This window comes from Sphingomonas melonis DAPP-PG 224, from assembly GCF_000379045.1.
In the GTDB taxonomy this organism is placed as follows: Bacteria; Pseudomonadota; Alphaproteobacteria; order Sphingomonadales; family Sphingomonadaceae; genus Sphingomonas; species Sphingomonas aquatilis.
Window position 1 is genome coordinate 3,777,325 of record NZ_KB900605.1, and the last position, 25,043, is coordinate 3,802,367.

The window sequence follows — 25,043 nt, forward strand, 5'->3', positions numbered from 1 at the left end:
CCTCAAAACGCCTGCCCCAGCGATACGTAGACGGCGATGCGGCTATCGCCCGGCTTGGGGTTCAGCGGCGTGCCGACGTCGAGGCGGATCGGCCCGAAGTTCGAATAATAGCGCACGCCGACGCCTGCGCCGTATTGGAAATCGCCCAACCCCGGGAAGGCGGTGGTGTAGACCGTACCGCCGTCGAGGAACGGCACGATGCCGAAATTCCCGAACGTCTTGACCCGCGTCTCGATCGAAAATTCGGCCAGGCTGCGCCCGCCGATCGGATCGTTGTTGACGTCGCGCGGGCCGATCGCCTGGAAGCCGTATCCGCGCACCGACGCGCCGCCGCCCGCATAGAAGCGCCGCGACGGCGCGATCTGGTCGCGCGGCGCGCCCAGGATCGACCCCAGCCGGATGCGCTCCGCCAGCACCACGCCGCTACGGACGGGCTGGTAGGCGCTGGCATCCAGCTGCATCCGCGCATAGCCGAAGACATTGCCCTGCAACGACACTTCCGGGCTGAACCGCCCGCCGATGCGAAAGCCGCGTGTCGGATTAAGCAGGTCGTCCGACCCGTCGTAATTCAGGCTGGTCGGCACCGCGCCGATGAAGAAGGTGCGCCGCCGCGGCTCGCCCGTCGCCGCGATCACGTCGCGCTCGTCCGACGCGATGAGTTCGCCGCCCAGCGACCAGGTCCACGCCTTCTGGAAGAAGATCGTCGTCTGCCGCTCCAGGCTGCCGGCCAGCGTGAACGTCTTCGCGTCATAGGCGTCACGCACCGTATGGGCGGCGGCGGCCTGCAGCGTCAGCACCCGGTCGCGCCCGCCGACATTGCTGCGGCGGAAGACGATGTTGCCCAATTGCTCCTGCGTGCCCAGCACGCTGCGCAGCGTCAGCGCGCCCTCGGGCGGGAACAGGTTGCGGTGCGTCCAGCTGATTTCGGCGCGCGCGCCTTCGCCCGTGCCATAACCCAGCTCGCCCGCGATCGTGCGCGGCGGCGCCGGCTCCATCTTGACGCCGATATCCACCGTGCCCGGATCGGCGTCCGCGATCGGCTTCACCTCGACGGAGGACACGAGGCCCGTCTGGATCAGCGCGCGCTTCAGATCATCGAGCGACGCGGCATTATACGCATCCCCGGGCTGGAAGCGCGCGATCTCCTGCACATGGTCCGCGTCGAACACCCGATTGCCGGGCAGTGCGACGATCCGCCCGAACCGCCGCGCGTTGCCGGTCGCGACGGCAAGGTCGAGCGTCGCGGTCTTGGTCGCATGATCCACCACGATCTGCGGCTCGCCGATGTCGGCGAAGGGGAAGCCCGCCTGCCCCGCCTTCGCGCGCAGCTGCGTCGTGCCCGCAACGATCGCGTCGGCGTTGACCGGGTCGTCCGCTTTCACCCCGAAGGCCTTGTCGAGCACCGGCGCCTTGTCCCCCGCCGCGCCGACGCCGCCCAGTGTCACCGCGGTGAAGCGATACAGCGTCCCGGGCTCGGCTGCGAGCACCACCTGCGGCTTGGCGCCCGGTTCGATCCGCGTCGTGACGCGCGCATCGTAATAGCCCTCGCCGCGCAGCAACGTGCGCAGCAGGTCGCCGTCTTCGCGCGCACGCCGGTCGAGCTGCGCGGCATTGGCGGCGCTGCCGTCATTCTCCGCCAGTGTCGACAATTCCTCGAACCGGCGGCGCAGCAGCGGCGTCGCGGCGCTATCGATCCCCTCGATCCGCCAGCCATAGCGCCGCTCGCCCGCCGCATCGGTCGCCTGCGTCGCGGCCGCCTCGGTCGCGTCGGGTTTCAGCTCGGGCCAGGCGACCCCGATATCGGGCAATGCCGCGAGCGGGGCATTGGGATCGAGCGACACGCCATCCGTGGTCGGCGGGGTCTGCGGACGCGTGGTATCCCCCGCGGGCGAGGTCTGCGCCGCAGCCGATCCGGCAACAAGGAACGCGGCAGTCGCGCCTAGCCCGAACCACCCCCAACGCGACACCATGCGCCTGTCCTAGCGCGCGGCGCCCCGGCGCAAAAGTCCCACACCGGCGCGAATCCCGATCGACCCGACGCGGCGAGGAACCGGCCGGACGCATGCAGACGCCGAAGCCCAGAGTCGCGCATCCCATGTGTCGACGTTTTGCCCGGGCTTGTGCTCCTGCGTTCGCACGTACCCCGCCCACACGCCGGCGATGCTATTTGGCGGTTACGGGCCAGCGCTGGCGTACCAGCCGATAGACATCGAGCACAATCGACGGCGCTGTCACGGCCGCCAACAGGATAAGGTCATGTCGCTTGATGAGGCAGACGTTATTGAACGCCAGCCGCGCGATGGCGAAACCCACGGCGGCGCTCCCCAAGCTCAACGGCGTCCGCCACCTGTCCTTGCGCTGCTCCATCTGCGGAGGATCGCAGCGCCCACATGACAAAACACTGTCGGGCGGATGACGTCATGCGCCGGCATCCCGAATCCTGCGCGCGCGGCTCAGTGGACCGTACCGACCACCTCGTCCGACGCCAGCAGCTCCACCAGTCGCTCGGTCTGACGCCAGCGGCAGAAATGCACGTGGTTGCCGATGTCGCGCATATGGCCTGCGCGGATCGCGGCCTCGACCGGGGCATGATCGCCGAACGTCGCGATCAGCTCGGCCGCCTCGGCGACCTGTTGCGCATCGGCGACATACAAAGCGACCATAAGCGAAAAACTCCTCAAGCGAACGCGGCACCAGTCGTATCTACAATCGCCGTGCCAATGTCGGCGGATCGGCGCGCGCCTGCCGCGTCCGATGGTAAATGCCTGTGCGGCCTGCCGTCCCGCGCGTCCCAAGCGGGGACGCTGGCGTCCCGGCGCGGGACGTGGCAGGGCTCGACCATGGCCGACACTCCTCCTTCCGCCGCGGGCGGCATTCTGATCGCCCTCTGCTCGATCGGCGGCACTGCCATCGGGCTGATGCAGGGACAGGTAACGATCGGCTTCCTGGCAGGGCTGGCGATCGGCGCCGCCGGTGCCGTCGCGGTCTGGCTGCGCGACCGACAGCGCTAACGCGGCGCGCGCATCAGCCAGACGACGCGGCCGATCACCTCGACCGTCCCCTCGGGCACCGGCGGCGCGGACGGATTGTCGCTGCTGATCGTCAGCCCGTCCCGCCCGCGCGCCACGCGCTTCACCATCACCGCATCGTCGACGCGCAGCACGAACACCGCGCCCGTCGTATCCGGTGACCGCCGCGCCCGGTCGACCACGATCAGGTCGCCGTCGATCAGCCCCGGCTCCATCGAATCGCCACGCACCCGCACGATTCCCGTCAGCCCTTCGCGCAAGCCAAGTCGCGCGGCGAGCGCCGGATCGAGCGCCTCGGCCCCCAACACGATCTCGCTATCGACCAGCGCACCCGGCCCCGCCGACGCCGCCACGTCCAGCCGCGGCACCGTGAACGCCCGCCGCTGTTGCGGCCCGCCCAAGGCCGCCTCGTCGACCCCGAAATAGTCCGCCAGCCGCCGCCGGTCGTCCTCCGCCAGCCGTCGCGGCGAACCGCGCATCACGAATTGCTGCAGATAGGCCGCGTTGCGCCCAATCATCGCCGACAGCGCCGCCAGGCTGTCGCCTCGCGCATCGGCCAGGGCCTTCAGCCGCCCCCTTGGATCGTCCTGCTCCACAGGCCCGACCTTAGCGTAGGATTTTTCCTAGACAAGCCGGAACGATGAGAACATATGAGGAACATGATTCGCGGACTCGGGAGGGAGATGCATGTGCCTGCTGTTGAAGATCGATCGCTATCTGCGCGTGACCAAGATGTCGCGCAGCGAGTTCGGGCGGCGGACGGTCAACGATCCCCGGCTCGTGACCGACATGATGCGCGGCCGGATCGTCGGCCGGGATCTGGAACATCGCATCGAACGCTTCATGGCGGAGCGGCGCGCATGAGCCGTGGCCACGACCCGCATGCCAGGCTGTTGAAATCCTTGGAACGCAGTGCGCGAAACTATGGCGTCGGTGCGACTTTTAGTGACTTTTCGGAAACGCCCTGGTCCAGCGCCACCTTCCTTGGCTATCGCCTGACCATGGCGGTGACGGTCGATGGCGACGCCACCGTCTGGTTCGCGGCCTTGCCGGAGGAAGAGCTGTCTGCGCCCGGTCGCCTCGTTGCCGACCTCGCGCTGCGACGCGACGCGGACGCCATGCGGCTCGAACTGCTGGTGCTACTGGAAGCCTGAATCAGGCCACGCTACGCTGTCGCCATGACGATCACCTACCGCAGCTATCTGCGCCTGCCCGAACTGCTCGACGTGCAGAGCCCGTTGAGCGGCGTCCACGACGAACTGCTGTTCATCACCATCCACCAAGCGTCCGAACTCTGGATGAAATTGTGCCTGCACGAATTGGGCGAGGCGCGGCGGCGGATCGCTGCGGATGACGTCGCACCGGCGCTCAAGATGATGGCACGGGTCAGCCGAATCCAGGCGCAGCTGATCCAGTCGTGGGAGGTGCTGGCGACGATGACCCCCGCCGATTACGCCGCGATGCGGGGCAAATTGGGGTCGAGCTCGGGATTCCAGTCCGACCAGTATCGCAGCCTGGAATTCGTGATGGGCAATCGCAATCCGGCGATGGTCGACGTGTTCGACGAGGGCGACGTCCGCGCCCGCCTGTCCGACGAACTCGCCCGCCCCAGCCTGTATGACGAGGCGTTGCGCCTGCTCGCGCGCCGCGGCCTGCCGATCCCCGCCGACCGGCTGGAGCGGGACTTCGCGCAAAGCGTCCCCCCGTCGCCCGACGTCGAAGCCTGCTGGGCGACGATCTACGGCCATCCCAACGACCATTGGGATCTGTACGCGCTCGCCGAAAAGCTGGTGGACCTCGAATATCACGTGCAATTGTGGCGGTTCGGCCATTTGAAGACGGTGGAGCGCGTCATCGGCTTCAAGACCGGCACCGGCGGCACCGCGGGGGTCCCGTATCTGGCGCGTGTGGTCGAACAGCGCTTCTTCCCCGAACTGCTCAACGTCCGCACCAGCCTGTAGCATCGGGGCCACAGTGCTGACGTAACCGCGCCGTCACACCGATTTCATCTTGATATAACGTATCACGTCGCACAGACGCCTCGCACTTGCACAAGGCCCGGGTCCGGGCCTGTTCTTACGCGGAGTATTCATGCGCACCTTCCTGCTCGCCGGCGCCAGCCTGCTCGCCAGTCCCGCCTTCGCCCAGACCGGCGCCCCCGAAGCCGCACCGCAGGGCAAGGACATCATCGTCACTGCCGCCGTACCGCAGAGCGAGCGCGACGTATTGCAGGGCACCACCGTCCTGTCGGGCGAGCAGCTGACCCGCGAATTGCGCCCGACGATCGGTGAAACGCTCGCCCGCCAGCCCGGCGTATCCGCGACCTCGTTCGGCCCCAGCGCCTCGCGCCCCATCCTGCGCGGCTTCCAGGGCGACCGTATCCGCGTGCTAACCGACGGTATCGGCGCGATCGACGTCAGCAACACCAGCGTCGACCATGCCGTCATCATCGATCCGCTGCTCGCCGAGCGGGTCGAGGTGCTGCGCGGCCCGTCCGCCTTGCTGTTCGGATCGTCCGCGGTCGGCGGCGTCGTCAACGTCATCGACACGCGCATTCCGCGCACCGTGCCCGAAAACGGCTATCGTCTGAACGGGATCGCCGCGTACGGCTCGGCGGCGACCGAGCGGTCGGGCGGTGCTGCGGGTGACGTCGCGGTCACCAAGAACATCGTGCTGCACGCCGACGGATCGTACCTCAAGTCGAACGACCTGCGCACCGGCCGCGGCTACATCCTCTCCCCCGCCGCCCGTGCCGCCGCGCTCAGCCAGGTCGGCCTGCCACAGGATACCGACGAACCCATCGACTTCGCCGCCTCGGCCGCGCTGCGGAACCGCCTGCCCAATTCGGCGTCGGAGACGTGGACTGCGGGTGCCGGCGCATCGATCATCACCGACACCGGCAATCTGGGCGTGTCGTACAGCCATTATGACAGCCTGTACGGCGTCCCCATCCGCTACGCGACCGCGGTGGGCCAAGAACAGGAAGCGCCGCGCCTCTCCGTCGTCCAGAACCGCGTCGACCTGCGCGGCGAGGTGCAGACCGGCGGCAGCGTCCTCGAGAAGATTCGCATCCGCGCCGGCCAGGCGAACTACCGCCACTTCGAACTCGAAGAGGACGGCAGCGTCGGCACCGCCTTCTACAACAAGGGCCTCGAAGGGCGTCTCGAGCTGGTCCAGGCCAATCGCGGTGGTTGGCAGGGCGCCAGCGGCGTTCAATATTTCAACCGCATCTTCAACGTCGTCGGCGACGAAGCCTTCCTGCCCAAGAACGAAACCAACCAGACCGGCTTCTTCACGCTGCAACAATATGCCAACGGCCCGTTCCGCGCCGAGGGTGGCCTGCGCTACGAGTTGACCGACGTCGCCGGCCGCGTGCCGGTGGGCAACGACCGCTTCTTCGGGGGCAAGCGCCATTTCGAGGCGCTGTCCGGCTCGATCGGCGCCTCTTATGCGATCGCCAACGGAGTGCGCATCGGCCTCAACGGCTCGCGTACCGAGCGTGCGCCCTCGGCGGAGGAGTTGCTGGCCAACGGCCCACACGCTGGCACCCAGGCCTATGAGCTCGGCAACCCGAACTTCAGCCTGGAAAAGAGCTGGGGCCTCGAGGCGACGCTGCACGCGCATGGCGACGGCTTCAGCCTCGATGCCTCGGCCTATTACAACTGGTTCACCAACTACATTTCGGAAAACCGCGTCGACCCCGCCGTCTGCCTCGCCCGCACCGACGACCTGTCGGGCCTGCCTTGCTTCCAGTATCAGCAGGGCGACGCGCGCTATTACGGGTTCGAGGCCGACGCCTCGGTCCGCCTCGCCCGCATCGGAAAATACACGATCAACGCCGACCTGCTCGGCGATTACGTCCACGCCAATATCGTCGACGTCGGCCCCGTGCCCCGCATCCCGCCGGCCCGTGTCCTCGGCGGGCTGGAAGCGCAGGGCGACCGGCTGGGTGGCCGGATCGAGGCGGAGCATGTGTTCGCGCAAAATCGCCTCGCCGCCTTCGAAACGCGCACGCCAGGCTATACGATGGTCAACGCCAGCGCCTCGATCCGTCCGTTCGGGCAGGACAGCAAGACCAGCCTGCTGCTGTCGGCGAACAACATCTTCGATGTCGTGGCGCGCCGCCATTCGAGCTTCCTCAAGGACTTCGCGCCGCTCGCCGGCCGCGACATCCGCGTGACGCTGCGCTTCGGCCTGTAACCGCCGCCCGGCACATGCCCCTCGTCACCCCGGACGTGTTCCGGGGTGACGGGATGGATGGGCTGCCCCCTTGCCCCCTCCCCCATCCTCCCGTACCGGCTCTTCAAAAGGAGACGATGCGATGGCCGGCATGGGCAAGTTCGACTGGGCGGATCCCTTCCTGCTCGACGAACAGTTGAGCGAAGACGAGCGGATGATCCGCGACACCGCGCGCGCCTATGCGCAGGATCGCCTCGCCCCGCGCATCGTCGAGGCGTTCCAGCACGAACATACCGACCCCGCGATCTTCCGAGAGATGGGCGAACTGGGGCTGCTCGGCCCGACCGTCCCGGAAGAATATGGCGGCGTCGGCGCCAGCTACGTCGCCTATGGCCTCGTCGCCCGCGAGGTCGAGCGGATCGACTCCGGCTACCGCTCGATGATGAGCGTCCAGTCGAGCCTCGTGATGTACCCGATCTACGCCTACGGTTCGGAGGAACAGCGCCACGCCTTCCTGCCCAAGCTCGCCAGCGGCGAATATATCGGCTGCTTCGGCCTGACCGAACCCGATGCCGGCTCCGACCCCGGCGGCATGACGACGCGGGCGCGCAAGGTGGACGGCGGCTATGTCCTCAACGGCGCCAAGACCTGGATTTCAAACAGCCCGATCGCCGACGTCTTCGTCGTCTGGGCGAAGAGCGACGCACACGGCGGCGCAATCCGCGGCTTCATCCTCACCAAGGGACTGAAGGGCCTGTCCGCGCCGAAGATCGAGGGCAAGCTCTCCTTACGCGCCTCGATCACCGGCGGCATCGTGATGGAGGATGTCGAGGTCGGCGACAACGCGCTGCTGCCCAATGTCGAGGGGCTGAAGGGTCCGTTCGGCTGCCTCAATCGCGCGCGTTACGGCATCAGCTGGGGCGCATTAGGCGCGGCCGAATTCTGCTTCCACGCCGCGCGCCAATACGGCCTCGACCGCAAGCAGTTCGGCACGCCGCTTGCCGGCCGCCAGCTCTACCAGAAGAAGCTCGCCGACATGGAGACCGAGATCGCGCTTGGCCTGCAAGCCTCGCTGCGCGTCGGTCGCCTGATGGACGAGGGGCGGTTCGCGCCCGAGATGGTCTCGATCGTCAAGCGCAACAACGTCGGCAAGGCGCTCGATATCGCCCGGATGGCGCGCGACATGCACGGCGGCAACGGCATCAGCGGCGAATATCAGGTGATGCGCCATGCGATGAACCTGGAAACGGTCAACACCTACGAAGGCGCGCACGACGTCCACGCGCTGATCCTAGGCCGCGCAATCACCGGCATCGCGGCGTTCTGAGGACGTCGCGCGGGGGCGCCAAGGCCGTTCGCCCGTCCGTCTCCGCGGTAACGGCGACGAAGGCTCGATTGTGACGCAGCGATCCGTCACATATCTCGTCACCCCGGCCTTGAGCCGGGGTCCCGCTTCTTGGGCAGCAGCCGAGTAGCGGGACCCCGGATTAAGTCCGGGGTGACGGAAGTGGGGCATTGCCCGGGCTAAGACGTCGCGCACATGGCATAACATTTGTTGTGCTCGCTCGTCGCGCCGCTTACCCTCCCCCGAAACAGAGGGAGAGAACCCATGGCGCCACCGCCGCTCACCGGGCTGCGTATCGTCGAGATGGCGGGGATCGGTCCCGGCCCGTTCTGCGGCATGATGCTCGCCGACCATGGCGCGGAGGTGATCCGTATCGATCGCGGCCCCCAGCCGGGGTTCAGCGATCCGACCAAGGACCCGCTGCTGCGCTCGCGTCGCTCCATCGCGATCGACCTCAAGACTCCGCAGGGCATCGCCGCGGTCCGCCGTATCGTCGCGAGCGCCGATGGCCTGATCGAAGGCTACCGCCCCGGCGTGATGGAGCGGTTGGGCCTCGGCCCCGACGTGCTGCTCAACGACAATCCGCGCCTCGTGTACGGTCGCATGACCGGCTGGGGACAGACCGGCCCCCTTGCCGCCGACCCTGGCCACGACATCGACTATATCGCCATCTCCGGCGCGCTCCACGCCTTCGGGCGCGCCGGCGACAAGCCGACGGCGCCGATCAACATGGTCGGCGATTTCGGCGGCGGCGGCATGATGCTGGCGTTTGGTATGCTCGCTGCGCTGCTCCACGCGCAACGCAGCGGCGAAGGACAGGTCGTCGACGCCGCGATGACCGACGGATCGGCACTGTTGATGAGCATGATCTGGGGCTTCCGCGGCATGGGCCGGTGGAGCGACACGCGCGGCACCAACCTGCTCGACGGCGGCGCCCCCTTCTACGACACGTACGAAACGCAGGATGGCAAATGGATCGCGGTCGGCGCGATCGAGCCAGCCTTCTACGCCGCGCTGCGCCGGGTTCTCGGCCTCAGCGATCCGCTGTGGGACCGCCAGCTCGATCCCTCCGCGTGGCCGGCGATGCGCGACGGTCTGGCGGCCGTCTTCCGGACCAAGTCGCGCGATGCCTGGGTCGCAGCGTTTGCGGGCAGCGAGGCGTGCGTGGCCCCTGTCCTCGACTTCGACGAAGCCACCGCCCATCCGCATAATGTCGCGCGGGGGACGCTGGTCGAGGCGGGCGGCGTGGTCCAGCCCGCCCCCGCCCCGCGCTACTCGGCAAGCGCCACTGTGTCCCCCGCGCTGGCGAGCGAGCGGACCGATGCCGCCACACTCGCCGATCTGGGCTTCACACCCGCGGAGATCGCGAGCCTCGGCCTATAGCTCAGGCCGCCACCGCCGAACGGCGCGCATACAGGCCATAGGCGAGGATGATCGCGTAGCAGATCGCCGGCAGCGTCAGCGAAAACTGCATCGATCCGGTGACGTCGGCGATCTTGCCGGTCAGCGGCGGGATGATCGCGCCGCCGACGATCGCGGTGGCGATGACGCCCGATCCTTCCGCGGCGCGCTTGCCCAGGCCTTCGCTGGCAAGGCTGAAGATCGTCGGGAACATGATCGAATTCATCAGGCCGATCGCCAGCAGCGCATAGCCCGACAGCGCGCCGGTGGTGTTCGCCGAAATCAGGATCAGCGCGATCGCGCCCGTCGCCACGGCGGCGAGCACCTTGCCCGGTGCAACCCGCGTCAGCACCCACGAACCGATGAACCGGCCGACCAGCGCCCCACCCCAATAATAAGGCACGTAATTGCCCGCGGCCTGATCCCCGATACCGAACACAGACGCCTGCATCAGATACAGCACGATGACCGACCCGATCGCGACTTCCGCACCGACGTACAGGAAGATGCACGCCGCCCCCATCGCGAAGCGCGGGCGCTTCAGCAGGGTGAAGGCGTGGAAGATGCTGCCCGTCTGGTCCTGTTCTTCCTTCAGGCGGTTGCGACGCGTCCATACGACGGCGGCGATCACCAGCAGTGCGACGGCGAGGCCCAGATAGGTGTGGACGATCGCCTGCGACGCTTCCTGACGGTACGTTACCAGTGCCGCGCCGCTCAGCGACGCCGCGCTGACGCTGGCGAGCCCGCCGAGGATCAGCGACGAGCCGACGCGCGGGAAGATCGTGGTGCCCAGCGAGTTGAACGCCTGCGCGAAGGTCAGGCGGCTCGACGCCGTTTCTGGCTTGCCGAGCAGCGAAATGAGCGGGTTGGCGACGACCTGCACGATCGTGATGCCCGCGCCCAGCACGAACAGCGCTACCAGGAACATCGCGAAGGTCGCGCTCTGCGCGGCCGGGATGAAGAGCAGGCAGCCGACCATCATCGTGACGAGGCCGATCGATGCGGTGCGCATATAGCCCGCCTTGCGCACGATCGCCGCCGCTGGCAGCGAGAACAGCGCATAGGCCAGGAAGAAGGCCGACTGGACCAGCATCGACGTCGCATGGTCGAGCGTGAACAGCTCCTTCAGCTTCGGGATGATGATGTCGTTGAGGCTGGTGATACCGCCAAAGATGAAGAACAGCGCGATGACGAAGATGCGCAGGTCGGGCGCGTCATAGCCGTGCGCGGCATCGCCGCGGGCCGCGGCTTGGGTTGTGTCGACATGCATGGCCATGGACTGGCAGCCTCTCCTGGGGAAGATTATGATCCCCAGCGCATAGGCGCCCGCCGCCATCGCTGGCAAGCGGCACCACCGACCCCCGGCATACCCGTCACCCGAATCGAAACCCCGACACCGCCCAGCCCATCACCACGTCGCGATAATCACAGAGCGCCGCATCGTCGGCGCCCGCCCCCAGCGCGACCATCAGCGGCAGCAGATGCTCCGCCTCGGGGTGCGCGAAGCGCGCGTACGGCAGCGTCTCCCACGCTGCCACCCTTGCCGCGCGCCGCGCCGGATCGGGATCGGTCACGGCGGCGACCAGCGCATCGTCCCATTCGCGCGCGACCGGCGTCACCTCGGGCCCCCGCGCGCGCAGATTGTGGAAGCTCATCCCCGATCCGACGATCAGCACCCCCGCATCGCGCAGCGGCGCCAGTACCCGCCCGATCGCGATATGCGCGGCGGGGTCCAGATCGGCCCGCAGCGACAGCTGGGCGAGCGGGATGTCTGCGTCCGGGTTGGCGACCATCATCGGGATGAAGACGCCATGGTCCCAGCCGCGCACCGCCTCTTCGCCGACGGCATGCCCTGCCGCGCGCAACAGGTCTGCCGCCGCCCGTGCCACATCGACCGCCCCGGGGGCATCCCAACGCAGGCGATAAGTGTGCTCGGGAAAGCCGTAATAGTCGAACAGCAGCTCGGGTCGCTCGCCGACATGCACGGTCAGATCGGGCGTCTCCCAATGACCGGATACCATCAGGATCGCACGCGGCCGTTCGGGCAGCGACGCGATGAGCCCGGCAAGATACGCCTGCATCGGCCGCCACATTGGGTCGGGCGGGCCGCCATGCGGATCCATGAAGAAGCACGGGCCGCCGCCATGCGGCACGAAAAGCGTCGGAAGCGTCATACCGCCAAGATCGCCGCACGCCGTCGCGTCCGCAATCGCTGTGGATCGAAACGCCGCGTTTCGCTTATGGGGCTTTCATGTCGCGCCTCACGGTCAACAACCAGCCGGTCGAATATCGGCTCGACCCCGCAACGCCGCTGCTGTGGGCGCTGCGCGACGCATCGAACCTGACCGGCACCAAATATGGCTGCGGCACCGGCGATTGCGGTGCCTGCACCGTCGATATTGACGGTCGCGCCGTCTTGTCCTGCCGCGTTCCCATCGGGTCGATCGAGGGCAGCTACGTCACGACGATCGAGGGGCTGTCGCGCGAACGCAACCATCCGCTGCAACTCGCCTTCATCGCCGCCAACGTGCCGCAATGTGGCTTCTGCATTCCCGGCATCATCATGGCGGCGTCGGTACTGCTGAAGCGCGACACCGACCCCGACGAAGCGGCGATCAAGGCAGCGATCCGCAACCTGTGCCGCTGCGGCATCTATCCGCGGCTGGTCGAGGCGATCCAGCGCGCCGCCCGCGCCGCGCGGGGTGAGGAAACCATCCCCGCCGGCGCCCGTCCCGGCATCGATCCCGCCGACGCCGCCCGCGTCGTTCCCGCGCTGGTGCCGCCGCCCGCGCGGTAGGCGAAAACGGGTCCGCCACGGGCCCAAGCTTTCGCAACGCTGACGAACCAATTCAGCTTCGGCACAGCGCCGGTGTGTCATTCCGACGTCATCATCGGGGCCGGCTCGTGCGCCGGCAGTGGAAGGACGAACGTTCGTCATGAAGAGCGTGATCAAGGCGTTGCTGGCTGCATCGATGCTGATGCCGGTTGCGGTGCAGGCGCAGGAGGTGGGCGAGCGCGGCCCTGGCGGTCCCGGCCGTCGTGGCGACTGGCAGGCGCCGGGTGGCCCGCGCCCCGACGGTGGTCGTCCGCCGCTGTCGGCCGAGGTCGGCGTGGATGCCCAGATTCGTACCGAGCGCCCGCAATGGCGCGGCGAGCGCCCCGGCGGCCCCGATGGCGGTCAGTGGCGCCGCGACCGGCCCGGCGGCCCGGACGGCCAAGGCCCCGCGCCCGGCCCGGATCGGCGCCCCGGCCCCGATGGGCAACGCCCCGACTGGCAGCGCCCCGATCGGCCGGATCGCCCCGATCCCGGCATGGAGCGCCGCCCCGACTGGCAGCGTCCGGGCCGGCCCGGACCGGGCATCGACCCGGGTCCCCGCCCCGACTGGAATCGCCCCGGACCGGATCGTGCCGATCAGGATCGCCGCGACCGCGAACGCCAGGACTGGCAGCGCCGTGACCGCGAACAGCGCGACTGGCAGCGGCGTCAGGACATCGACCGGCGCTGGACCGAACAGCGCGGCTGGGATCAGGGCTGGAACCAGCGCGGCCGCTTCGACCGCCGCAACGACTGGGGCCGCAACGACTGGGGCCGTAACAATTGGGATCGGGGCTGGCGCAACGACCGGCGCTATGACTGGGCGCGTGAGCGCGCGGCCAACCGCGGTGTCTTCCGCCTGCCGCGCTATTACGCGCCGTCGGGCTGGGGCTATGGCTACCGCCGCTTCTCGATCGGCATCTCGCTGGCGCCGCTGCTCTTCTCGCAGAGCTACTGGATCGACGATCCCTTCGTCTATCGCCTGCCCGAAGCCTACGGCCCGTATCGCTGGGTGCGCTATTACGACGACGCCTTGCTCGTCGACGTCCGCAGCGGGCTGGTGGTCGATGCGGTCTACGGCATCTTCTACTGATCGATCGGCAGGATGACGGGAGGCCCGGTGGCGACATCGGGCCTCTTGTCTTGTCCCTATCCCGACGGCATTTTCCCCGCGCCATGTTCTTCCGCAAGAAAGCCGCCGCCCCCTCGCCCGCACGCCGCGACACGGGTCGCGCGGTCGCCACCCGCCTTGCAGCCAATCCGCAGATGACGGCGGCCGAGGTGTCGGGCGTCGAGCTGTTCTACCACCTCGATTTTCTCGATGCCGCGCAATGCGACACGCTGATCGCGATGATCGACGCGGACCGCCGGCCGTCGTCGCTGCTATCCGACCGCCCTGAATCGGATTTTCGTACCAGCGAAAGCTGCGACATGAACCGCTATGCGCCAGAGGTGCAGCCGATCGACGAATCGATCGCCGACCTGCTCGGCCTGCCCCATGAGAAGGGCGAGACGATGCAGGGCCAGCGCTACGCGCCCGGCCAGCACTTCCGCGCGCACCACGATTACTTCCACGACACCGAAAGCTATTGGCCGCAGATCCAGGCGTCGGGCGGGCAGCGAACGTGGACCGCGATGATCTACCTCAATGACGTCGCCGAAGGCGGCGAAACCTGGTTCCCGCAGGCCGGCTTCAAGATCGCCCCGCGTCGCGGGCTACTGCTCGCCTGGAACAACATGAACCCGGACGGCACGCCCAACACGCTGACGCTACACGAAGGCATGGATGTGGTGGAGGGCACGAAATATATCGTGACCAAGTGGTTCCGCGAAGGATCGTGGCTCAAACGGGGATAAGGCTCGGGCCGTTCGGTCACCTAGCCCCATGTACACCGTCACCCCGGACTTGATCCGGGGTCCCGCTTCTTTTGCGCACACATATCAGCAGAGCGAGCCGCAGAGGATGCCGCGACCGAAGGCTCAATAAACAAAAAAACGGATCATGGCGAAGCCATGACGTCGGACAGTGCTCAGCACCGCCGGCCGCGCAGCATGCCTGGCATGCTGCGGTGGGAGCCGGGACGACCCGCGGCGAAATCGTTGCGGCTGCTTCCTTCCGGACCTGACCGGGTTGGCGACGACCACGTCCGCCCGACTCCCGCGGCGCATATGGCGGGGTCGGGCGGCAGGATCAAGTGGTCAGATCAGCGCCATACGCGGAAGCAGCGCCGCACCGGCCCATAATAACCCGGCTGCAACCGGCAGACGACGCGGCTGCGGCCGTAGCCATAACCGGGGCGACCCCAGCCCGGCCCCCGATCCCAGCCGGGACCACGATCCCACCCGCGGTGGCGACCCGGCCCACGATCCCAACCCGGACCGCGATCCCATCCGGGTCCGCGATCCCAGCCCGGTCCGCCACGCGGGCCATGCCAGCCGTGCGGCCCCGGAGCGGCCTCGGCCGGGGCGGCGGCGACGACGGTGCCCGCGGCGAGCGCGGCGGCACCGAATAGAGCGACAAGCTTCATGATCGAACACTCCCTCTCATGAACCCGCCAAAGCGGGCATGAGCGTACAATCGCCGATCCGCGATGCACGATCCCTGAACCCGTCGTTGTCCAACCGTCAGGAAAGACGGGAGCATTTTGGTGGGAGCAACGATGAGATTCGCAGCGCTCCCTTATCCGTCACCCCTACCCCGGCACCCGCACCGTCAGCCCGTCGAGCGCCGCACTCAACCGGATCTGACACGCCAGCCGGCTGGTCCGCGTGGCCTGCGGCACCATATCGAGCAGGTCTTCCTCCTCCTCCCGTGGCGGCGGCAGGCGGGCCGCATCCTCGGCCGCGACGATCACGTGGCACGTCGCGCAGGCCATATCGCCATCGCACGTCCCCTCCAGCGGCTGCCCGTCCGCCTGCGCCACATCGAGCAGCCGCGCGCCCTGGACGCCCTTCGCCTCGCGCACGCTGCCGTCCGCCCCGATGAACCGCACCCGGATCACGCCACCCCCTGCGCCCGCGCCGCCGCAGCGATCGCATCCAACGCCTGCGTCAATTCGTCCTCGGTCGTATAGCGTCCCCAGCCCAGCCGAATGCTCGACCGCGCCTGCGTTTCGCTCAGCCCCAAAGCGCGCAGCACATGGCTCGACCGCCCCGATCCGCTCGCGCACGCAGACCCCGCCGAAAAGGCGATGTCGCGGCAATCGGACATCAGTCGCGCCACATCCAGCCCGTCGCACCGCACGTTGAGATTGCCGCGATAGCGCGACTGGACCGCGCCGTTGATCGTCCACCCGCGCAGCCGCTCGATCGCTCGGGCCCACAATCGCTCGACATGCGCTGCGTCTGCGTCCCACCGGTCCGCCATCAGTCGCGCCGCCACCCCGAAGCCGGCACAGAGCGCCGGCGACAGCGTACCCGATCGCCCGCCCTCCTGGTCGCCACCATGCAGCAACGGCGCCAGCGTGACGCCATCGCGCACCCACAGCGCGCCGATCCCCTTCGGTCCGTAGATCTTGTGCGCCGACACCGCGACCAGATCGACATGTTCCGGAATCGCCACGCGACCATAGCCCTGCACCGCGTCGCACAGCATCAGCGCAGACCCGGCATGCGCCCGCGCGGCGAGCTCGGCGATCGGTTGCACCACCCCGATCTCATTGTTGACGAGCATCGCCGCGACCAGCCCACCCTCGGCCGACACGTCCGTCGCTGCGACCAGTCCGTCCTCACCGACGCCCAACACGGAGGCCGACCGCCCCGACGCCCGCACCGTATCGAGCACCGCGGCATGTTCCGTCGCCAGCGTGACGATCGCCCCCTGCGTTCCCTTGATCGCCCAGTTGAGCGCCTCGGTCGCACCGCTGGTGAACACCACGCGCCCGCCCGGCGGCAGCAGCGCCGCGACCTGCGCGCGCGCCACCTCGACCGCCGCCTTGGCGGCCCGGCCGGGACGGTGCGGCGAATGCGGGTTCGCGTGCTGATCCGCCAGCCACGGCAGCATCGCCGCGAGCGCTTCCGGCGCGAGCGGCGTCGTCGCCTGATAATCGACGTAGATCACGGCGCCCGCCGCATCTGCTTCGCCATGGCGCGCCAGGCGGCGATGAACGCGTCCACCTCCGCCTCGGTCGTCGTGCGGCCGAAGCTCACCCGGATCACCTCGCGCCCCGCGTCCGCGCTCCAGCCCATCGCGGCGAGCACATGGCTCGGCTTCATGCTCCCGCTCGAACAGGCACTGCCCGCCGAGACTGCAAAGCCGGCGCTGTCGAGCAGGATCAATTGCGCCGCCGCCGCGGATCCGCGCAACCGATACGAACCGATCGCCGGATGCCGCAGCGCGCCTTCCGCGACCACCTCACCGCCCGAGCGCCGGATCGCATCGTCCAGCTTCGCCCGCAGCGCGCCATGATCCGGCTCCGGCTCGGCCAGCGCGGCGGCATAGCCCAGCACCGCCAGCAGATTCTCGGTGCCCGGCCGGTAGCCGCGCTCCTGCCCCCCGCTTGGATGTAGCAGTGTCAGATCGCGCACCAGCAGCGCACCTACGCCCGGCGGCCCGCCGCGCTTGTGCGCCGACAGCGCGACCATGTCGGCAAGGTCGGCCAATTCCACCGAAGCGGGCATCTGCGCCGCATCGACCAGCAACCATCCCCCCGCCGCATGCACGCGCTCGGCGATCGCGGCCAGCGGCTGGCGCACCCCCGTCTCGCTGTTCGCCCATTGCACGCAGACCAGTGCCGGCCCCGCCGCCAGCATCGCCTCCAGCGCAGCGAGGTCGACCAGCCCGTCGCTGTCCACCGGCACTACGCCCGCATCGCCGCCAGCGCGCAACGCCGCGTCATGCTCCACCGCGGTCATCAATCGCCGCGGCGCCGTCGTCCGCCCCAGGGCGATGCCGAGCGACTCGCTCGCCCCGCTGGTCAGGATCGTCTCCCCCCGCCAGCCATGCGCCGCCGCGATCGCGCGCCGCGCCTCTTCCAGCGCCGCACGCGCCGCGCGCCCTTCGCGATGCGGCGACGACGGATTGGCCCACAGATCGAACCCCTTCGCCACAGCCGCCCGCGCCGCGGCGGTCATCGGCGTCGTCGCGGCATGATCCAGGTAGAGACGGTCGGGCAGGATTCGTTCCAATTGCGAAAACGGGTGTGCGGCCTATATAGCGCGCAACATTCTGCGCATACCCGCGCGCCCCTTATCTGTGGCGAGACCCATGCCCGAAGTCATCTTTCCCGGCCCCGAAGGCCGCCTCGAAGGGCGTTTCGCCCCCGCTCCCCGTCCCCGCGCACCGGTCGCGATGATCCTGCACCCGCACCCCAGCGCGGGCGGCACGATGAACAACCGGCTGGTGCAGGAGCTCTACAAGACGTTCCAGCGCCGCGGCTTCGCGACGCTGCGCTTCAACTTCCGCGGCGTCGGCAAGAGCCAGGGCACGTTCGACAATGGCGTCGGCGAACTCAGCGACGCGGCGAGCGCGCTCGACTGGGTGCAGAGCTTCCACCCAGAGGCCTCGACCACCTGGATCGCGGGCGTCAGCTTCGGCGCGTGGATCGGCATGCAGCTGCTGATGCGCCGCCCCGAAATTCGCGGCTTCATCTCGATCGCGCCGCCGGCGAACATGTACGATTTCAGCTTCCTCGCCCCCTGCCCCTCGTCGGGCATCATCATCCAGGGCGAAGCCGACGAAGTCGCGACCCCCGGCGCGACGCAGAAGCTGGTCGACAAGCTGCGCACCCAGAAGCACATCACGATCCATCACGACACGATCCCGAAGGCGAACCACTTCTTCGAGAATGAGACGCCCGAACTGATGCGCTCGGTCGACAATTATCTGGATATGCGGCTAGACCCGAACTCGCCGATCCGGTGAGGCTGGCGTAGCGGAATAGCCCCGCTATTCCGCGACCATCGCCAGCCCGGCCAGCGGGGCGCAGCCCCGACTGACGGCATGGGCTTCGCCTATGCCTAACTGCCACTGAAATTCCTCCCCCGCCAGGGGGAGGTGGCACGCCAAAGGCGTGACGGAGGGGGAGGACACGACGCCCCTATCCGTTGCCGCGGCACCGGGCGTACCGCCGCCTGACGCTCTAAAATCCCGGGCAGGCCGCGTCCGCGGAAACGCCCCCTCCACCATTCGCTACGCGAACGGTCCCCCTCCCCCGCTAAAGCGAGGGAGGACCTACAACATCACATCTGCCAGATCAGAACATTCCCCAGCAGCACGGCAGACATCACCAGCAACAGCACCGCCTTCTTCCGATCGCCGCCCCGCGCCAGCAGCGCGCCGCCGCCGATCAGGCAGGCGAAACACCCCAGCATCGCGATCGCCGGTGCGGCACGCGCGACCGATCCCAGCGGACCGTCCATCAGAACGGCAGCTTGAAGCCCGGCGGCAACGGCAGGCCGCTCGTCATCTTCGACATTTCGGCGCCCGACGCCGCATCGGCCTTGGCCCGCGCATCGTTGAAGGCGGCGGCGAGCAGGTCTTCCAGCATCTGCTTCTCGCTCACCTCGATCAGCGAATCGTCGATCGCGATGCCGATGATCCGGCCCTTGGCGGTCGCCTTCACCTTCACCAGGCCGCCGCCCGACACACCCTCGACCTCGATCGTGTCGAGCTGGTCCTGCGCCTTTTGCAGTTCGCTCTGGACGTTCTGCGCCATTGCGAGGATTTCATCGAGGTTCTTCATGCCACACTCCGTTTACCCGGCCAGGTTTCCAGCTCCGCGTCGGGAAACGCCGCCAACGCCGCCTGTACCAGCGGGGTCGCCAGGATCGCCTGCCGCGTCGCCTCTTCCTCGGCCTTGTCCTTCTCGCGCAAGGTAGGCGCGCCGGGCGCATCCTCCAAGACTATCTTCCACACCTGCCCGGTCGCGCGCTTCAGCGCATCAGCGGCATCGCGCAGCGTATCCGCCGACATCGGCCGCGATCCGCTGAGGATCAGCTCGGGCGGTTCGTACCGCACGACGCGCGCGCCGTAGCCCAATTGGGCGGCGACGGCGTGATGCCCCTTGTCCTCCAGCATCGCGACCAGCGCCTCGAAATCCGCCGGCATGGCTGGCTTTTCATCGATGGCCGCAACCGGCGCGGGCGCCGGGGCCGCCGCCGGGGCGGACGCGGGCGGAGCACCACCGATCTTGCCGCTCGCGATTTGCTTCGCCAACTCGCCCGGATCGGGCAGGCTGGACGCATGGATGACGCGCAGCAGCGCCATCTCGGCCGCCTCGATCGGCAACACCGCCTTGGCGACCTCGTCATGCCCCTTCAGCATTAGCTGCCACAGGCGATGCAGCGCCGGGAAGGAGAGGCTCGCCGCCCATTCGCCCCGCGCGTGCCGCTCTTCGACCGGCTGCGCCGGGTCCTCCGCCGTGCCGACTTTGGCGAGCGTGATGCCGTGTACCGTCTCCAGCAACGCACGCAGCACCGATTGCGGATCGACGCCATAGTCATATTGCCGCCGCAGGCTGGCGAGCGCGCCCGCCGCATCGCCGGCCAGCAGCAACGCCATCAGGTCACGCACCGCGCCACGATCGGACAGGCCCAACATCTGCCGCACCGCCGCGGCGCTGACCCCGCCGCCCTCCAGCCCGGCATGCGCAATCGCCTGGTCCAGAATCGACAGGCCATCGCGCGCCGACCCCTCCGCCGCGCGCGCAATCAGCATCAGCGCTTCGGGCTCCGCCTCCACCCCCTCCTCACGGCAAACGAAGGCGAAGTGCTCCGCCAATTGCTCCGCCGAAATGCGCCGCAGATCAAACCGCTGACAGCGGGACAGCACCGTGATCGGCACCTTGTTCACCTCGGTCGTGGCGAACAGGAATTTGACGTGCGCAGGCGGCTCTTCCAGCGTCTTCAACAGCGCGTTGAACGCATTTTTCGACAGCATGTGGACTTCGTCCACGATGTAGATCTTGTAGCGCGCGCTGACCGCCGCATAGCGCGCCGCGTCGATGATCTCACGCACGTCGTCGACGCCGGTGTGGCTAGCGGCGTCCATCTCGATCACGTCGATATGGCGCCCTTCGGCGATGGCACGGCACGGCTCGCACACCCCGCACGGATTGATCGTCGGCCCACCCTGCCCATCCGGTCCGACGCAGTTCAGCGCCTTGGCGATCAGCCGCGCGGTCGACGTCTTGCCGACCCCGCGCACCCCGGTCATCAGAAACGCATGCGCCAGCCGGTCGCGCTTGATCGCGTTGCCCAGCGTCGTCACCATCGCATCCTGCCCGATCAGCTCGGAAAAGGTCTGCGGACGATATTTGCGCGCGAGCACGCGGTAGGGATTCGCCTTCGCAGGCTGGGGCGGTTCGCCAAGGTCAAAGGAATCGGCCATCACCTTCCTCTATAGGAGCGCAAGGGGTTGGTGTCGAAGGGCGGACGCTGGTGCAGACGCCTGCCGCCGCGTAGACTGGCACGATGCCACTCGCTGCCCATCTGCTCAACGCCTTCGCGTCCACGTTGCTCATCGCGCTCGTCACCAGGCTAGTACTCGGCCGGTTGGCCCCGCGCCTGCCCGCGGCATTCGGCGGCTTCATGCTCGCGTTCGGCTACGCGATCGCGCGCTACACGGGCAATGCGCCGTTCGGGGGCGAGACGGATGCGCTGGTGATGCGCGGCATCGGCACGCTCGCCGGGTTTACCGTCCTGTGGCTCTGGTGGTTCCGCAGGCGCCCCGCCACCGCCTGATGTTTGCGGCCGCTCTCGGTCTGCCCTAAGGGAGACGTCGCGCGCGGCCCGGCGCGCCCTTCGGAAAATCCTGCTCCCATGTCCCCCGTTCTCGGCGTTACCCACTCGATTCTCGGCCAGCCCTGGCATTGGCGCAGTCTTGCCGCCGACGGGCGAGACGGCTTCGGCACCGACGATCTCGTCACACAGTTGCTGCTCGCCCGCGGTGCCCCGCGCGAGGCGCTGGAGCAGCATCGCGCGCCCTCGATCCGCGCATTCATGCCCGACCCCTCGGTCTTCCGCGACATGGACCGCGCCGCCGTCCGCCTCGCCGACGCGGTCGAAGCCCGTGAGAGCATCGCCGTCTTCGGCGATTACGACGTCGACGGCGCCACCTCCGCCGCCCTTCTCATCCTCGTTCTGCGCGACCTCGGCATCGAGGCCCGCCCCTATATCCCCGACCGCCTGCTCGAAGGCTATGGCCCGTCGGGCGACGCGCTCGTCCGCCTGGCGCAGGAAGGCGCCTCGCTGATCGTCACCGTCGATTGCGGCGCGCAGGCGTTCGATGCGCTCGACATGGCGCACGCCCACCCGGTGGACGTCGTCGTCGTCGACCACCACAAATGCGCCGCCGCCCTCCCCCGCGCCCATGCTCTGGTCAATCCCAACCGGCTCGACGAGGACGAAGGCGCCGCGCATGGCCACCTCGCCGCGGTCGGCGTTTGCTTCCTGCTCGCCGCCGCGCTGATCCGCGAGCTGCGCCGCCGCGGTGTCTTCGCCAGCCGCGCCGAACCCAGGCTGATCGACCATCTCGACATCGTCGCGCTCGGCACCGTCGCCGACGTCGCGCAATTGCGCGGCCTCAACCGCGCGTTCGTCGCGCAGGGGCTGAAGGTGATGGCGCAGCGCCGCAACATCGGCGTCGACGCGCTGATCCAGGCGTCGCGCCTCACCCGCGCGCCGACGTGCAGCGACCTCGGCTTCGCATTGGGCCCCCGCATCAACGCGGGTGGCCGCGTCGGCCGGGCCGACCTCGGCGTACGCCTGCTCACCACGCAAGACCCCGCCGAAGCCCGCTCGATCGCCGAGGAGCTCGACCGCCTCAACGACGAGCGCCGCCTGATCGAAAGCGGCGTACAGGAAGCCGCCGATGCGATGATCGCGAGCGACCGCGCGGTCGCCGTCGTCGCGGGCGAGGGCTGGCACCCCGGCGTCATCGGCATCGTCGCCGGGCGATTGAAGGAAAAGCTCGGCCGCCCCGCGATCGTCATCGCGATCGACGAACACGGCGTCGGCAAGGGATCGGGCCGGTCGATCGCCGGCGTCGACTTGGGCGCTGCGGTACTCGCCGCCAAGGAACACGGCCTGCTCGTCGCCGGCGGTGGCCATGCGATGGCCGCAGGCCTCACCATCGCCGCCGATCAGGTCGCCGCTTTCACCGACTTTCTAGAAGAGCGCCTCGCCGCCGCCGTCACCCGTGCGATCGGCGAGCGTGCGCTGCTGGTCGACGCCGTGCTCGCCCCCGGCGGCGTCAATCCGGCACTGGTCGATTCGCTCGATGTCGGCGGCCCCTATGGCATGGGCTGGCCCGCGCCGCGCATTGCCGCTGGCCCGGTCCGCATCATCAAGGCCGACGTGGTCGGCAACGGCCATGTCCGCGCCATCGTCGCGGGCGACGACGGCCGCAGTTTCAAGGCGGTCGCCTTCCGCGCCGCCGACAGCGCGCTGGGGCAGGCGCTGCTCGCCGCCGCCCCGCACCGTCGCCTGTGGCTCGCCGGCCGCGCCAAGATCGACGATTGGGGCAGCCGCCCCGCCGCCGAACTGCATCTGGAAGACGCCGCCTGGGCCGATTGACGAAAAGAGGCTTGACCGACGGCGCCGCCTCCCCTAACCGCCCCCAACGCCTTCACGGCCCCTTCGTCTAGCGGTTAGGACGCGGCCCTTTCACGGCTGAAACACGGGTTCGATTCCCGTAGGGGTCACCAGCGCTCGCCAGAATGGCGGATGTGCGCGGTTCAGGCCGTCTTCCTGGACGCTCTACCTATCCTTGGGTACAAAGGATGCGGACAAAGTGGTCCGTATGACCACCCCTTAAAAATATACTCGCACCGGCATTTTCTTCGTTCGATGCGTCGTCCCCGCTGCGCCGCATCGCCCCGACCCTCTGCATCGATCCCGCGCGGGGCCGCATCCTACCACCCTCCGTCCTCGTTTCGGGCTCTGGGGGGCCTTTCCCCGCGCTCTCCCAACCTTCGAACGAACCATAGTCCAGCCAAGACGGTGCCGACCGTCACCCAAGTCTATAAAAACTAGGCAAGATGCAAGACGCGCGAAACAAACCGCGACGACGATGCGGCGGCCGCGATCGGCCGGCTCAGCCCGGCCGGTTGGCGAGAACCACGTCGAGCAGGCCCGGGAAACGCCGGTCGAACTCGTCCCGGCGCAGCGTGTTGATCATCTCTCGCCCGGCCTGCGTCGTCTCGATCAGCCCGGCCGCACGCAGCAACTTCAAATGGTTGGACAGCGTGCTTTTCGGGATCGTATCGCACGGCGCGGCATCGGTGCAGCTCAGCCGCTCGGTCGCGGCCAGGCGCGCCACCATGGCCAGCCGATTGGGATCGGCGAGCGCGTGCAGCGCCAGATCGAGCGGAACGTCCTCCAGCCTGGGGTGCGTGAAGCGGGCCATGCCAGCGATATAGGACGTCGCAGCGAATTTAATAGTTCGGCATTATTGGACTGTTGAAACGTCACCCCATTTCTCGCCTGCCGACAGCGCACGATGCCGTGATCGCGGGCCAGCATTTTTGGAGATTTTATATGTCGATTCAGGGCAGGACAGCGCTCGTCACCGGTGGATCGCGCGGCATCGGCTCGGCCATCGCCAAGCGGCTGGCAGCGGAGGGCGCGACCGTGGCGATCACCTATGCGGGCAATAAGGCAGCCGCCGACGCCACGGTGGCGGCGATCGAGCGTGCGGGCGGCACCGCCTTCGCCTTCCTGGCCGATGCCGCCGATCCGGCGTCGCAGCGCGCCGGCGTCGAACAAGCCGCCGCGGCTTTGGGTGGGATCGACATCCTGGTCCACAATGCCGGGGTCGCCGAGTTCGCGTCCATCACCGAGGACACCGACGAGACCTACGACCGTCAGTTCGCCGTCAACGTGAAGGGCCTGCACGTCGGCACCCGCGCGGCCCTGCCGCACCTGCGCAACGGTGGCCGGATCATCCTGATCGGCAGCATCTCGGGCGAAATGGCCTTCCCCGCGACCACGGTCTACAGCGCGACCAAGGCGGCGGTGGCGGCGCTGGCACGCGGCTGGGCCAAGGACCTCGCTCCCCGCAACATTCTGGTCAACACCGTGCAGCCGGGGCCGATCGACACCGACATGAACCCCGCCGACAGCGACTTCGCCGCACAGCTGCTGCAATCCATACCACTCGGCCGCTATGGCAAGGTCGAGGAGATTGCGGGGGCGGTCGCCTTCCTCGCCGGCCCGGATGCCAGCTACATCACCGGCACCACGCTCAGCATCGATGGCGGTGCAACGGCCTGAGGGCCAGCATGAACGTGCCGGCCACAAAAGCCGGCACGTCCAAGCCCTCTTATGTCCGCCG

28 protein-coding genes, 1 tRNA gene and 1 other RNA gene are annotated in these 25,043 nt (G+C 68.4%); 15 read left to right on the top strand and 15 right to left on the bottom strand.

All coding sequences use genetic code 11. The annotated features are described in order from the left end of the window. Positions 1–2: 2 nt before the first annotated feature. The 3 genes from SPHME3_RS0118215 to SPHME3_RS0118225 form a co-directional block, all read right to left on the bottom strand. Complete coding sequence (locus SPHME3_RS0118215; protein ID WP_017977896.1) at positions 3–1,970, bottom strand: autotransporter assembly complex protein TamA; 1,968 nt, start codon at positions 1,968–1,970, stop codon at positions 3–5. A 193-nt stretch (positions 1,971–2,163) separates the two neighbouring features. Then, complete coding sequence (locus SPHME3_RS0118220) at positions 2,164–2,313, bottom strand: hypothetical protein (RefSeq protein ID WP_156021399.1); 150 nt, start codon at positions 2,311–2,313, stop codon at positions 2,164–2,166. A gap of 140 nt (positions 2,314–2,453) precedes the next feature. Further along, positions 2,454–2,663: a hypothetical protein gene (locus SPHME3_RS0118225; protein WP_017977894.1), complete on the bottom strand. Its 210-nt coding sequence runs from the start codon at positions 2,661–2,663 to the stop codon at positions 2,454–2,456. A gap of 177 nt (positions 2,664–2,840) precedes the next feature. Between SPHME3_RS0118225 and SPHME3_RS21450 the strand changes: the two genes are divergently transcribed. Next, positions 2,841–3,011 (top strand): hypothetical protein, encoded by a 171-nt coding sequence (locus SPHME3_RS21450; RefSeq protein ID WP_017977893.1) that lies wholly within the window; start codon positions 2,841–2,843, stop codon positions 3,009–3,011. Here the strand turns inward: SPHME3_RS21450 and SPHME3_RS0118235 are convergent. Beyond that, positions 3,008–3,625: a S24 family peptidase gene (locus tag SPHME3_RS0118235; protein WP_017977892.1), complete on the bottom strand. Its 618-nt coding sequence runs from the start codon at positions 3,623–3,625 to the stop codon at positions 3,008–3,010. The genes SPHME3_RS21450 and SPHME3_RS0118235 overlap by 4 nt on opposite strands. Before the next feature lie 91 nt (positions 3,626–3,716). On the opposite strand from SPHME3_RS0118235, the gene SPHME3_RS21455 reads away from it, so the two are divergent. The 6 genes from SPHME3_RS21455 (at position 3,717) to SPHME3_RS0118265 (ending at position 9,936) form a co-directional block, all read left to right on the top strand. Further along, positions 3,717–3,893 (top strand): hypothetical protein, encoded by a 177-nt coding sequence (locus SPHME3_RS21455; RefSeq protein ID WP_017977891.1) that lies wholly within the window; start codon positions 3,717–3,719, stop codon positions 3,891–3,893. After that, positions 3,890–4,183: a hypothetical protein gene (locus SPHME3_RS0118245; protein ID WP_017977890.1), complete on the top strand. Its 294-nt coding sequence runs from the start codon at positions 3,890–3,892 to the stop codon at positions 4,181–4,183. The genes SPHME3_RS21455 and SPHME3_RS0118245 overlap by 4 nt, the downstream gene beginning before the upstream one ends. A 24-nt stretch (positions 4,184–4,207) precedes the next feature. Then, complete coding sequence (locus SPHME3_RS0118250) at positions 4,208–4,990, top strand: tryptophan 2,3-dioxygenase (protein ID WP_017977889.1); 783 nt, start codon at positions 4,208–4,210, stop codon at positions 4,988–4,990. Between the two features lie 130 nt (positions 4,991–5,120). After that, positions 5,121–7,229: a TonB-dependent receptor gene (locus tag SPHME3_RS0118255; RefSeq protein WP_017977888.1), complete on the top strand. Its 2,109-nt coding sequence runs from the start codon at positions 5,121–5,123 to the stop codon at positions 7,227–7,229. A 121-nt stretch (positions 7,230–7,350) separates the two neighbouring features. Continuing rightward, positions 7,351–8,535 carry an acyl-CoA dehydrogenase gene (locus SPHME3_RS0118260; protein ID WP_017977887.1) on the top strand — a complete coding sequence of 395 codons (1,185 nt, stop codon included), beginning with the start codon at positions 7,351–7,353 and terminating at the stop codon, positions 8,533–8,535. A gap of 282 nt (positions 8,536–8,817) precedes the next feature. After that, positions 8,818–9,936: a CaiB/BaiF CoA transferase family protein gene (locus SPHME3_RS0118265; RefSeq protein WP_017977886.1), complete on the top strand. Its 1,119-nt coding sequence runs from the start codon at positions 8,818–8,820 to the stop codon at positions 9,934–9,936. Between the two features lies 1 nt (position 9,937). Here SPHME3_RS0118265 and SPHME3_RS0118270 read toward each other — a convergent pair whose 3' ends face one another. Beyond that, a complete protein-coding gene (locus SPHME3_RS0118270; RefSeq protein ID WP_017977885.1) occupies positions 9,938–11,230 on the bottom strand; it encodes a sugar MFS transporter in 1,293 nt (430 codons plus the stop codon). 97 nt (positions 11,231–11,327) lie between these two features. Further along, a complete protein-coding gene (locus SPHME3_RS0118275; protein ID WP_017977884.1) occupies positions 11,328–12,128 on the bottom strand; it encodes a DODA-type extradiol aromatic ring-opening family dioxygenase in 801 nt (266 codons plus the stop codon). A 77-nt stretch (positions 12,129–12,205) separates the two neighbouring features. On the opposite strand from SPHME3_RS0118275, the gene SPHME3_RS0118280 reads away from it, so the two are divergent. From SPHME3_RS0118280 to SPHME3_RS0118290, 3 genes are all read left to right on the top strand, one after another. After that, a complete protein-coding gene (locus tag SPHME3_RS0118280; RefSeq protein WP_017977883.1) occupies positions 12,206–12,751 on the top strand; it encodes a (2Fe-2S)-binding protein in 546 nt (181 codons plus the stop codon). Between the two features lie 139 nt (positions 12,752–12,890). After that, positions 12,891–13,862 (top strand): RcnB family protein, encoded by a 972-nt coding sequence (locus SPHME3_RS0118285; RefSeq protein WP_017977882.1) that lies wholly within the window; start codon positions 12,891–12,893, stop codon positions 13,860–13,862. Positions 13,863–13,945: 83 nt separating this feature from the next. Beyond that, on the top strand, positions 13,946–14,626 hold the full coding sequence (locus tag SPHME3_RS0118290) for a 2OG-Fe(II) oxygenase (RefSeq protein WP_017977881.1): 681 nt from the start codon (positions 13,946–13,948) through the stop codon (positions 14,624–14,626). Between the two features lie 210 nt (positions 14,627–14,836). On the opposite strand, the gene ffs is transcribed toward SPHME3_RS0118290, so the two are convergent. The 5 genes from ffs to SPHME3_RS0118305 all read right to left on the bottom strand — a co-directional run bounded on the left by ffs (position 14,837) and on the right by SPHME3_RS0118305 (position 17,842). Next, positions 14,837–14,930: signal recognition particle sRNA small type (gene ffs, locus SPHME3_RS20850), an RNA gene on the bottom strand. 43 nt (positions 14,931–14,973) lie between these two features. After that, on the bottom strand, positions 14,974–15,297 hold the full coding sequence (locus SPHME3_RS20305; RefSeq protein WP_081609117.1) for a hypothetical protein: 324 nt from the start codon (positions 15,295–15,297) through the stop codon (positions 14,974–14,976). Between the two features lie 165 nt (positions 15,298–15,462). Continuing rightward, positions 15,463–15,771: a 2Fe-2S iron-sulfur cluster-binding protein gene (locus SPHME3_RS0118295; RefSeq protein WP_017977879.1), complete on the bottom strand. Its 309-nt coding sequence runs from the start codon at positions 15,769–15,771 to the stop codon at positions 15,463–15,465. Then, on the bottom strand, positions 15,768–16,829 hold the full coding sequence (locus tag SPHME3_RS0118300) for a cysteine desulfurase family protein (protein ID WP_017977878.1): 1,062 nt from the start codon (positions 16,827–16,829) through the stop codon (positions 15,768–15,770). The genes SPHME3_RS0118295 and SPHME3_RS0118300 overlap by 4 nt, the downstream gene beginning before the upstream one ends. Further along, positions 16,826–17,842, bottom strand: a complete 1,017-nt coding sequence (locus SPHME3_RS0118305; protein ID WP_051066242.1) for a cysteine desulfurase family protein — start codon at positions 17,840–17,842, stop codon at positions 16,826–16,828. Before SPHME3_RS0118305 ends, SPHME3_RS0118300 begins: the two co-directional genes overlap by 4 nt. Before the next feature lie 133 nt (positions 17,843–17,975). Between SPHME3_RS0118305 and SPHME3_RS0118310 the strand changes: the two genes are divergently transcribed. Then, positions 17,976–18,632 (top strand): alpha/beta hydrolase, encoded by a 657-nt coding sequence (locus SPHME3_RS0118310; RefSeq protein ID WP_018251133.1) that lies wholly within the window; start codon positions 17,976–17,978, stop codon positions 18,630–18,632. 317 nt (positions 18,633–18,949) lie between these two features. Here SPHME3_RS0118310 and SPHME3_RS0118315 read toward each other — a convergent pair whose 3' ends face one another. Genes SPHME3_RS0118315 through SPHME3_RS0118325 form a run of 3 tightly spaced genes read right to left on the bottom strand, consistent with a single transcriptional unit; the run spans position 18,950 to position 21,098 of the window. After that, complete coding sequence (locus tag SPHME3_RS0118315) at positions 18,950–19,129, bottom strand: hypothetical protein (protein WP_017977875.1); 180 nt, start codon at positions 19,127–19,129, stop codon at positions 18,950–18,952. Beyond that, complete coding sequence (locus tag SPHME3_RS0118320; protein ID WP_018251134.1) at positions 19,129–19,452, bottom strand: YbaB/EbfC family nucleoid-associated protein; 324 nt, start codon at positions 19,450–19,452, stop codon at positions 19,129–19,131. Before SPHME3_RS0118320 ends, SPHME3_RS0118315 begins: the two co-directional genes overlap by 1 nt. Next, on the bottom strand, positions 19,449–21,098 hold the full coding sequence (locus tag SPHME3_RS0118325; protein ID WP_017977873.1) for a DNA polymerase III subunit gamma/tau: 1,650 nt from the start codon (positions 21,096–21,098) through the stop codon (positions 19,449–19,451). Before SPHME3_RS0118325 ends, SPHME3_RS0118320 begins: the two co-directional genes overlap by 4 nt. An 83-nt stretch (positions 21,099–21,181) precedes the next feature. Between SPHME3_RS0118325 and SPHME3_RS0118330 the strand changes: the two genes are divergently transcribed. From SPHME3_RS0118330 to SPHME3_RS0118340, 3 genes are all read left to right on the top strand, one after another. Further along, positions 21,182–21,451 carry a hypothetical protein gene (locus tag SPHME3_RS0118330; protein WP_017977872.1) on the top strand — a complete coding sequence of 90 codons (270 nt, stop codon included), beginning with the start codon at positions 21,182–21,184 and terminating at the stop codon, positions 21,449–21,451. 78 nt (positions 21,452–21,529) lie between these two features. Further along, positions 21,530–23,284, top strand: a complete 1,755-nt coding sequence (gene recJ, locus SPHME3_RS0118335; protein WP_017977871.1) for a single-stranded-DNA-specific exonuclease RecJ — start codon at positions 21,530–21,532, stop codon at positions 23,282–23,284. Between the two features lie 56 nt (positions 23,285–23,340). Continuing rightward, positions 23,341–23,415: transfer RNA gene (locus SPHME3_RS0118340), tRNA-Glu, on the top strand. 389 nt (positions 23,416–23,804) lie between these two features. On the opposite strand, the gene SPHME3_RS0118345 is transcribed toward SPHME3_RS0118340, so the two are convergent. Next, complete coding sequence (locus tag SPHME3_RS0118345; protein WP_017977870.1) at positions 23,805–24,116, bottom strand: ArsR/SmtB family transcription factor; 312 nt, start codon at positions 24,114–24,116, stop codon at positions 23,805–23,807. 131 nt (positions 24,117–24,247) lie between these two features. Here SPHME3_RS0118345 and SPHME3_RS0118350 point away from each other — a divergent pair, with 131 nt between their 5' ends. Beyond that, the gene (locus SPHME3_RS0118350) at positions 24,248–24,982 is read left to right on the top strand and encodes an SDR family oxidoreductase (RefSeq protein WP_017977869.1); all 735 of its coding nucleotides are present in this window, start codon (positions 24,248–24,250) and stop codon (positions 24,980–24,982) included. The last annotated feature ends 61 nt before the right edge of the window (positions 24,983–25,043 follow it).